The sequence below is a fragment of the Clostridium sp. genome (assembly GCF_016650095.1).
GTDB lineage: Bacteria > Bacillota > Clostridia > Clostridiales > Clostridiaceae > Clostridium_AD.
Map to the genome: position 1 here is coordinate 1 of NZ_JAENWL010000295.1, position 4,753 is coordinate 4,753.

Sequence of the window (4,753 nt, forward strand, 5' to 3'; positions counted from 1 at the left end):
ACTTATGATGGCATTTGATATGGGTGGACCATTCAATAAAGCAGCATATACTTTTGGAGCGGCAACGGTAGTTGCTGGTCAAACTTCAATGATAATGGCAGCAGTAATGGCGGCAGGAATGACTCCTCCACTAGGAATAGCTCTTGCAACAGTTATAGCAAAAAAGAAATTCACACCAGAAGAAAGAGAAGCAGGAAAATCTGCTTGGGCACTCGGTATTTCATTTATAACAGAGGGTGCAATACCATTTGCTGCAGCAGATCCACTTAAAATAATACCTTCATTAATGGTAGGTTCAGCTGTTACTGGAGCACTATCTATGATATTTAAAGCAGCTATAGCAGTTCCTCATGGTGGTATATTTGTACTATTTATTCCTCATGCAGTTACTAATGTAGGTCTATATGCAGTGTCTATAGTAGTTGGTACAGTAGTAACCGCTCTTATGATTTCAGTATTAAAGAAGGATGTTGTTGTTAAAGAAGAGTATGAAAATGATAAGGCATACAAGGCTTAAGCTCAAAATTATCGCGAGTGGCGATGATGAATAAATGGCTGTACAAGAGTTAATGATAGTTATTGAGAAAGAGATTTTAGGGCTTTAAAAAATATAGTTATAAAGTTAAATTCACTTCAAAGCGGATAAAACATTTAAGTTTACTGCAAGGAGTGAATTTCTTTTATTAAGGAGGCAATTTAATGAAAGGAATTGGAGTTTCGCCTGGAATAGTAATAGGAAAAGCACTATTAAAAGAAGAACAGAAAATTATTATAGAGAAAAAAGATATTAAAAACTGTGAAGAAGAAATTGAAAGATTTAATAGGGCTATGGAAAAGAGTAAGAGTGAAATTCAGCATATATATAATGATGTGTTAATAAATATAGGTGAAAATGAGGCTACGATATTTGAAGCTCATTTAATGATACTTGAAGATCCAGAAATACTTGAACAAATTGAGAAAAAAATACAAGATGATAAAGTTAATGCTGAGTGGGCACTAAAAGAGATTTCAGATATGTTTATGTCCATGTTTGAAAGCATGGATAATGAATACATGAAAGAAAGAGCAGCAGACATAAGGGATGTAACAATGAGACTTATGAAAAAATTAATGAATATCGAAGAGGTTAACTTTGGGGAATTAGCTAGCCAAGTTATAATCGTAGCGCGTGATTTAACCCCATCTGACACATCACAGATAGATAAAAATAAGGTCTTAGGTTTTATAACGGAAATGGGGGGAAGAACCTCACACTCAGCTATAATGGCTAGAACCTTAGAAATACCAGCTATAGTAGCAGTTCAGGATATAACTAATAAAGTTAAAAATGGAGATTTAATTGTTTTTGATGGTATCGAAGGAATAATATATGTTAATCCCGAAGAAAAAATAGTGAAGATTTATGAATGCAAAAAAGCTGAATATAATAAATCACAAAAGGAGTTAAGCTTATTAATAGGAAAAGAAAGCATAACGACTGATGGAGTAAAAGTAGAACTTTCTGGTAATATAGGAACACCTAAGGATTTAGAGAGTGTTATAAGTAATGATTGCGAAGGAATAGGCTTATTTAGATCTGAGTTTTTATATATGGATAGAAATTCAGCTCCAACTGAGGAAGAACAGTTTGTAGCGTACAAGGAAGTTGCACAAGCAATGAAGAATAAGCCAGTGATTATTAGGACTTTGGATGTTGGTGGAGATAAGGAATTGGATTATTTAAAGCTACCAAAAGAAATGAATCCGTTTTTAGGATATAGAGCGATAAGAGTTTGTTTAGATAAGCTAGATATATTTAAAACTCAATTAAGAGCTATACTAAGAGCTAGTGCCTTTGGAAATATTAAGATAATGTTTCCTATGATTTCTAGTATTGAAGAACTCAGAGCAGCAAAGACGATTGTTAATGGAGTTAAAGATGAATTGCTTAAAGAAAATATAGCATTTAAAGAAAATATAGAAGTGGGAATTATGATAGAGATACCAGCTGCTGCAATTATTTCTGATTTACTAGCTAAAGAGGTGGACTTTTTTAGTATAGGGACTAATGACCTTATTCAATATACAACTGCAGTAGATAGAATGAATGAAAAAATATCTCATTTATATAATCCATTTCATCCAGCCTTGCTAAGGCTTGTAAAAATGGTTATTGATAATGCTCATAAAGAAAATAAATGGGTGGGTATGTGTGGAGAAGTAGCAGGAGATCCTAAACTAATACCTATTTTAATTGGCATGGGATTAGATGAATTTAGCATGAGTCCTATAGCATTGCTGAAAGCAAGAGGAGTTATTAGAAACACATCCAAAGCAGAAATGAGAAGTTTGGCACAGCAAGTTATTAATTTACCTACTGCTGAAGAAGTTGAAAGATTCATTGAAAAAAATTTAAATATAAAACATTAAAATAAAGTTTTTTAAACAAATAGGGAACTCCAAAATTTTGGAGTTCCCTATTTGTTTATTATATGAAATAAATTCAAAAGAATAACATACGGCTAGAAATAATTTAGTAAACTTAATTATGATAATATTTTAATAATAGAAACCTACTTAGTGTGGTTTTTTTATATAAAAGAAGAATAATTTAACATTAAAGGAAACAGAATATTCTTAATATTCTAATAAATAGTTTACATTTATATTAAAAGGTTGTATTATTAATTTATGAATTGATAATAAATTAACATTTAAAACGTATAATAATTATAAACAACATTCTTAAATTCAAGGGTAGGAGATGATTTTATTGGCTGAGGAAAAATGCTGTGCAGGATGTGGAGAAACAGATGTTAGGCTAGAAAAAGTAAAAGACATCACTGAAAAGTTTAAAGATATGAAAGGTGCGTTAATTCCAGTACTTCATGAAGTGCAAAAATTATTTGGATACTTGCCAGAAGAAGCATTGCAAGTAGTATCGGAAGAACTTAACATATCTATGTCTGAAATCTATGGAGTATCAACTTTTTACTCGCAATTTACTTTAGAACCAAAGGGAGAACATATAATTAAGGTATGTCTTGGAACAGCCTGTTATGTAAAAGGATCACAGGATATTTTAGATAGATTTTCCAGTATTTTGGAAGTGGAGATTGGAAAGACAACAAGTGATGGGAAATTTACTTTAGAAGCTGCGAGGTGTCTCGGTGCATGCGGTTTGGCACCAGTTCTTATGGTAGATGATAAAGTATATGGAAGATTAATTCCTGATGATGTAATAAGGATAATTGAAGAATATAAGTAAAAAAATCAATTTAGTGAACTGAGATATGGAGGGATGTTAATGAAGACGGTACAAGACCTTGAAGAGATAAGAAAAAATACTTTTAATAGAGTTAACCAAGGAACGGATAGAAAAAGCACAAGAATTGTTATTGGTATGGCTACTTGTGGAATAGCGGCAGGAGCAAATGAAGTTTACGACGCAATAGTAGATGAAGTTAATAAACTAGGATTATCTAATGTAGTAGTAGCTAAAACGGGTTGCATAGGTGTGTGTAGATTAGAACCTATTGTAGAAATTATAAGACCAGGAGAAGAGAAAGTAACTTATGTTAAGATGTCTCCTTATAAAGCTAGAAGGGTTGTAGCTAGTCATGTATTAGTTGGAACAGTTAGAAATGAATACACAATGCATGTAATTCAGGGGAGAATACTTAATGATTATGTTCTAGAAAGCGATTAAGAATTATTGTCTATCCCAAAGGAATAGAAGGGGGAATTTTAATGGAGGTTTACCACTCTCAGGTACTTGTTTGTGGGGGAAAAGGATGCGTTTCTCCAGAATCAGCAGATCTTTTTAGAAGTTTAAAGTCAGAAGTAAGAAAACATAAATTAAATCATGAAATTGAAGTATTAAAAATAGGTTGTTTAGGGCTTTGTGAATTAGGTCCTATTGTGGTAGTTTATCCAGAAGGAGTTTTATATACCAAAGTAAAAACTGAGGATATAGCAGAGCTTGTAGAATCACATTTTATTCAAAATAGAGTACTAGAACGTCTTGAGTATAACATCAAAGAGGGAGAAGGAAATGTAAGAAATCTTAATAAGCTAGATTTCTTTAAAAAACAATTAAGAATAGCTCTAAGAAATTGTGGGATTATAGACCCGGAAAATATTGATGAATATATAGCCCTTGATGGGTACAAGGCTTTAGAAAAGGTACTTACATCTATGTCTCCATTAGAAGTAATTGAAAATGTTAAGAATTCGGGACTCAGAGGAAGAGGTGGTGGAGGTTTTCCTACAGGGCTGAAATGGCAATTTGCAGCTAAGCAGGAAAGAGATGAAAAATATATCATTTGTAATGCGGATGAAGGAGACCCGGGTGCATTTATGGATAGATCTGTTCTTGAAGGAGATCCTCATTCAGTGCTGGAAGCTATGACTATAGGCGGGTACGCTATAGGATCAAGTAAAGGATTTATATATGTTAGAGCGGAATATCCACTAGCCGTTGAAAGACTGGAAATAGCTATTAATCAGGCTAGAGAATACGGACTACTAGGAGAAAACATTTTAGGGCTAGGTTTTAATTTTGATATAGAAATAAGACTTGGAGCTGGTGCATTTGTATGTGGGGAAGAAACTGCTCTTATGCAGTCAATTGAAGGTAAAAGAGGCATGCCTATGCCTAAACCGCCATTCCCAGCTGTTAGTGGACTTTGGGGCAAGCCTACAATTATAAATAATGTTGAAACATTTGCTAATATAGTTCCTATTATATTAAAGGGAGCTGAGTGGTTTA

The 4,753-nt window shown here is 33.0% G+C and carries 5 protein-coding genes; all 5 read left to right on the forward strand.

Translation table 11 applies throughout. From position 1 onward, the window contains the following. Positions 1-517: PTS fructose transporter subunit IIC (locus tag JJE11_RS14765; RefSeq protein ID WP_291636952.1), on the forward strand; the 517-nt coding region annotated here is incomplete at its 5' end. Between the two features lie 182 nt (positions 518-699). After that, positions 700-2,412, forward strand: a complete 1,713-nt coding sequence (gene ptsP / locus JJE11_RS14770; RefSeq protein ID WP_291636953.1) for a phosphoenolpyruvate--protein phosphotransferase — start codon at positions 700-702, stop codon at positions 2,410-2,412. 343 nt (positions 2,413-2,755) lie between these two features. Next, complete coding sequence (nuoE, locus tag JJE11_RS14775) at positions 2,756-3,250, forward strand: NADH-quinone oxidoreductase subunit NuoE (protein ID WP_291636954.1); 495 nt, start codon at positions 2,756-2,758, stop codon at positions 3,248-3,250. A 39-nt stretch (positions 3,251-3,289) separates the two neighbouring features. Continuing rightward, positions 3,290-3,691 (forward strand): (2Fe-2S) ferredoxin domain-containing protein, encoded by a 402-nt coding sequence (locus JJE11_RS14780; RefSeq protein ID WP_291636956.1) that lies wholly within the window; start codon positions 3,290-3,292, stop codon positions 3,689-3,691. A gap of 41 nt (positions 3,692-3,732) precedes the next feature. Further along, a partial coding sequence (locus tag JJE11_RS14785) for an NAD(P)H-dependent oxidoreductase subunit E (RefSeq protein ID WP_291636958.1) occupies positions 3,733-4,753 on the forward strand: 1,021 nt, incomplete at its 3' end.

Bases quoted from the DNA above. Each gene is read 5' to 3' on its own strand.
- ptsP (WP_291636953.1), top strand. From the start codon at position 700: ATGAAAGGAATTGGAGTTTCGCCTGGAATAGTAATAGGAAAAGCACTA.
- JJE11_RS14780 (WP_291636956.1), top strand. From the start codon at position 3,290: ATGAAGACGGTACAAGACCTTGAAGAGATAAGAAAAAATACTTTTAAT.